The sequence below is a fragment of the Pseudomonas sp. Marseille-Q1929 genome, from assembly GCF_017316265.1.
GTDB lineage: Bacteria > Pseudomonadota > Gammaproteobacteria > Pseudomonadales > Pseudomonadaceae > Aquipseudomonas.
This window is the reverse complement of record NZ_JAFLWU010000060.1, coordinates 1-4,282: the sequence shown is the minus strand read 5'-3', so window position 1 is coordinate 4,282 and position 4,282 is coordinate 1. Positions and strand designations below refer to the sequence as shown.

General features: G+C 63.0%; 4 protein-coding genes. 3 read left to right on the top strand and 1 reads right to left on the bottom strand.

Annotated elements, in window-relative coordinates; translation table 11 throughout:
* The 3 genes from J1G37_RS28880 to creD all read left to right on the top strand — a co-directional run.
* On the top strand, positions 1–407 hold a 407-nt coding region (locus tag J1G37_RS28880), incomplete at its 5' end, for a winged helix-turn-helix domain-containing protein (protein ID WP_207047203.1).
* The gene (gene creC, locus J1G37_RS28875; protein ID WP_207047201.1) at positions 407–1,846 is read left to right on the top strand and encodes a two-component system sensor histidine kinase CreC; all 1,440 of its coding nucleotides are present in this window, start codon (positions 407–409) and stop codon (positions 1,844–1,846) included. The genes J1G37_RS28880 and creC, both read left to right, overlap by 1 nt.
* Positions 1,847–1,897: 51 nt before the next feature.
* Positions 1,898–3,271 (top strand): cell envelope integrity protein CreD, encoded by a 1,374-nt coding sequence (creD, locus tag J1G37_RS28870; RefSeq protein ID WP_207047199.1) that lies wholly within the window; start codon positions 1,898–1,900, stop codon positions 3,269–3,271.
* A gap of 174 nt (positions 3,272–3,445) precedes the next feature.
* Here creD and J1G37_RS28865 read toward each other — a convergent pair whose 3' ends face one another.
* Complete coding sequence (locus J1G37_RS28865; protein WP_207047197.1) at positions 3,446–4,075, bottom strand: glutathione S-transferase family protein; 630 nt, start codon at positions 4,073–4,075, stop codon at positions 3,446–3,448.
* Positions 4,076–4,282 lie beyond the last annotated feature (207 nt).

Here is a 4,282-nt window from a genome sequence, read left to right as displayed (position 1 = left end):
TCCCTCTCCGTCGGGGGGGCCGGGAGAGGTATAAAAGAGACGGGTCCGCCCCCGGGGAGGCGGCGGCGCGGGCAAGGGCCACCCCCAGGCGCGCCCCCCCGGGGGGGGCCCGGGGGGTGTCCCGGGCCCCCCGGGACCGCTTGCAGCTCCCCTACCGCGGCCGGCCCCTGAGCCTGCCCCGCCACGAATTCCGCCTGCTGCAAAGCCTGCTGGACCAGCCCGAACGCGTGTTCAGCCGCGAGCAATTGCTGGACGCGGTCGGCGTGGCGGCGGATGCCGGCTATGAGCGTAATATCGACAGCCATATCAAAAGCCTGCGCAGCAAGTTACGCAGCGTGGCGGCGGAGGCCGAGCCGATCCAGACCCATCGCGGCCTCGGCTACAGCTACAGCCCGAGCAATAGCTGATGCGCCTGGGGCTGCGGATCTTCCTGGTGTACGCGCTGTTTATCGGCCTTACCGGCTATTTCGTGCTGAGCACGGTGATGAAGGAAATCCGCCCCGGCGTGCGCCAGTCCACCGAAGAAACCCTGGTAGACACCGCCAACCTGCTGGCCGAGATCCTGCGCGATGACGTGAAGAACGGCACCCTCGGCCAAAGCCATTGGCCCGAATGGCTCAAGGCCTACGGCAATCGCCAGCCGGGGGCGACCATCTGGGGCCTGCCGAAAAACCAGGTCAACCATCGCATCTACGTGACCGACGCCAAGGGCATCGTGCTGCTCGACTCCACGGGCGAGGCGGTGGGCCAGGACTATTCCAAATGGAACGACGTGTACCTGACCCTGCGTGGCGAGTACGGTGCGCGTTCCACCCGCAGCGCGGAGGACGACGCCACCTCGTCGGTGATGCACGTTGGCGCGCCGATCCGTGATAACGGCCAGATTATCGGCGTGGTCACCGTGGCCAAGCCCAACAGCTCATTGCAGCCCTATGTGGACCGCACCGAGCGGCGCCTGCTGTGGTACGGCGCCGGGCTGGTGGTGCTGGGCCTGTTGCTCGGGGCGCTGTTGTCGTGGTGGCTGACGGTCGCGTTGCGTCGCCTCACGGCGTATGCCGAGGCCGTCAGCGAAGGCCGGCGTGCCGAGTTGCCGCATTACCGTGGCGGCGAGTTGAAGCAGTTGTCCACCGCCGTGGAGCACATGCGCACGCAGTTGGAAGGCAAGGCCTACGTCGAACACTACGTGCACACCCTGACCCACGAATTGAAAAGCCCGCTGGCGGCGATTCGCGGCGCGGCGGAGCTGTTGCAGGGTGATATGAGCCGTGAGCAGCAGCAGCGGTTTGTCGGCAATATCGACAGCGAAAGCGCGCGCTTGCAGCAGTTGATCGAACGCCTGTTGAACCTGGCGCAGGTGGAGCAGCGCCAGGGCCTGGAGGAGCAGGCGAGCATCCCGCTGGCGGCGATGGTCGAGGACATGCTCACGGCGCAATGTGCGCGGATCGAGCGCGCCGGCTTGCAGGTGGAACAGGCGATTGCTGCCGATGTGAAGGTCTACGGCGAGCCGTTCCTGTTGCGCCAGGCCCTGGGCAACCTGCTGGACAACGCCTTGGACTTCACGCCTGCGGGCGGCACCTTGACGTTCAGTGCGCACGCGCAGCACAACGATGTGCACATCAGCGTGTTCAACCAGGCGGCGCCGATTCCCGACTACGCCCTGCCACGCCTGAGCGAGCGTTTCTACTCGCTGCCACGCCCGGCCAGCGGGCGTAAAAGCACGGGCCTGGGCCTGAACTTTGTCGAGGAAGTGATGAAGCTGCACGGCGGCACCTTGCAGATCGGCAACGTACCCGGCGGTGTGCAAGTGGTGCTGCATCTCCACACAGTCTCCACATTGCCCACATAAACCCCCCACACAGTCTGCCCAGACTCTCCCCATCAAAACAGGGAGAGTCCCATGAACCGCAGTCTGCTTTTCAAACTGGGCGCGATTGCGCTGCTGATGCTGGTATTGCTGATTCCATTGCTGATGATCAACGGCATCATCGGCGAGCGCCAATACACTCGTGATGCAGTGCTGGAGGATATTGCCCGCAGCTCCAGCTACAGCCAGCGCCTCACCGGCCCGGTGATGGTGGTGCCTTACCGCAAGACCGTGCGCGAGTGGAAGCTCAATGAAAAGCTCAACAAACGCTACGAAGTCACCCGTGAAGAGCGTGGTCGTCTGTATTTCCTGCCGGACCGTTTTGAACTCGACGGCAAAGTGCAAACCGAACTGCGCGCACGGGGCATCTACCAGGCGCGGCTGTTCCATGCCGACAACCGCATCAGTGGGCGCTTCGAGCTGCCCGCGCAATGGGGCATTACCGAAGACTTCGCCGATTACCGCTTTGATCCGGCGTTTCTGGCGGTGGGTATCAGCGATATTCGCGGCATCGAAAACGCGCTGAAACTGGAGCTGGGCAGCCAGCAACTGGACTTCGAGCCTGGTTCCCAAGTGGACTGGCTGGGGCAGGGCGTGCACGTGGCGTTGCCGCAACAGGACAGCAAAAAGTCTTACGTCGTGGACTTCGCCTTTGACCTGCGCCTGCAAGGCACCGAGCAGTTGCAAGTGGTACCGGTGGGCAAGATCAGCCAGGTATCGCTTGCCTCCAACTGGCCGCACCCGAGCTTTATCGGCAATTTCCTGCCGGCTCAACGGGAGGTGACCGACGCAGGCTTTACTGCCAACTGGCAGACCACGTTCTTTTCCACCAACCTCGAACAGGCGCTGCAAAGTTGCCTGGACGGCCAGGGCTGTAAAGACTTCACTAACCGCAGCTTCGGCGTGAACTTCATCGACCCGGTGGACCAGTACCTCAAGAGCGACCGGGCGATCAAATACGCGCTGCTGTTTATCGGCCTGACCTTTGCCGGTTTCTTCCTGTTCGAAGTGCTGAAGAGCCTGGCGGTGCACCCGGTCCAGTACGCATTGGTGGGCTTTGCGCTGGCGTTTTTCTACCTGCTGTTGCTGTCGTTGTCCGAGCACATCGGCTTTGCCTTGGCCTATCTCATCTCCGCCAGTGCCTGTGTGTTGTTGATCGGCTTCTACGTCTGCCATGTGCTGCGCAGCATCACGCACGGGCTGGGCTTTTCGGTGGGGTTGGCGGCGTTGTATGGCTTGCTCTACGGGCTGTTGAGTGCCGAGGATTACGCGCTGCTGATGGGCTCGCTGTTGCTGTTTGGCTTGTTGGGTACGGTGATGGTGCTGACGCGCAAACTGGACTGGTATGGGGTGGGCAAGCGCAAGGCGGTGGAGCCGTTGCAGTTTGACCTGGAGGCGGTGCAATGATTGGGTTAAGGGAAGATCAGCAGATGAAGGCGCGGATGATCGACTACCTCAACCACGCCGCTGGACTATGTGGGAGCTGGCTTGCCTGCGATAGCGGTGGGCCAGGCAAACAACTGCAAACTGACCCACCGCTATCGCAGGCAAGCCAGCTCCCACACGGGTCAGCGGTGGGTTTCAGAGCGGTGGCTGGGTCTGCTGCATCGAAGGGCGCTGGCTGACCTCGGCGTACCAGGCGGCAAGCCTCGGGTTATCAAGGCGCCATTGCAGGTCCGGATGGCGGAAATCCAGATAACCCAAGGCACACGCCACACTGATCGCAGCAATATCGAAATGGCTGGCCAACTCCGCAATCGCGTCCGCTTCCAACTCGGCGACACTGCGGCGGATCTTGTTGCGCTGCTCGTCCAGCCACTGGTCCCAATGTTTCTCCACCGGGCGCATGGCGGTCTCGTAGCGCACCAGCACGGCGGCATCCATGATGCCGTCGGCCATCGACGCCAGGGTCAGGCGGCGCCAGCGGGCCGAGCCGTCGCGGGGGATCAGTGGGTTGCCGACGTGCTGGTGGTCGAGGTAATCGAGGATCACGCGGCTGTCGTGCAACACCGAACCGTCGGCCAGGCGCAGTGCCGGGATCTTGCCCACGGGGTTGCCTTGCAGCACGTGCTGGTCGGGCTGGATCGGCGTCGGCAGGGTGGCTTGCAAGGCCACGCGGTCTTGCTGGCCGGTTTCGATCAGCAGCACGCGGACTTTGCGCACGAAGGGGGAGGCGGGGTTGTGGAACAGGGTCATGGTGGACATGGGCATTCCTCAAGATGGGCAGCGGCTAGCCTAGAGGCATTGGTGGTGTTTTTGAAGGCCTCATCGCGGGCAAGCCCGCTCCCACATTTTGAACTGTGAACACCTTCCAATGTGGGAGCTGGCTTGCCTGCGATAGCGCCCTCAGCCCCGCCGCTTAAACAACCCCCAAACACCAATCACAGCCGGCACCCCCAAACCCACCCAACTCAACGA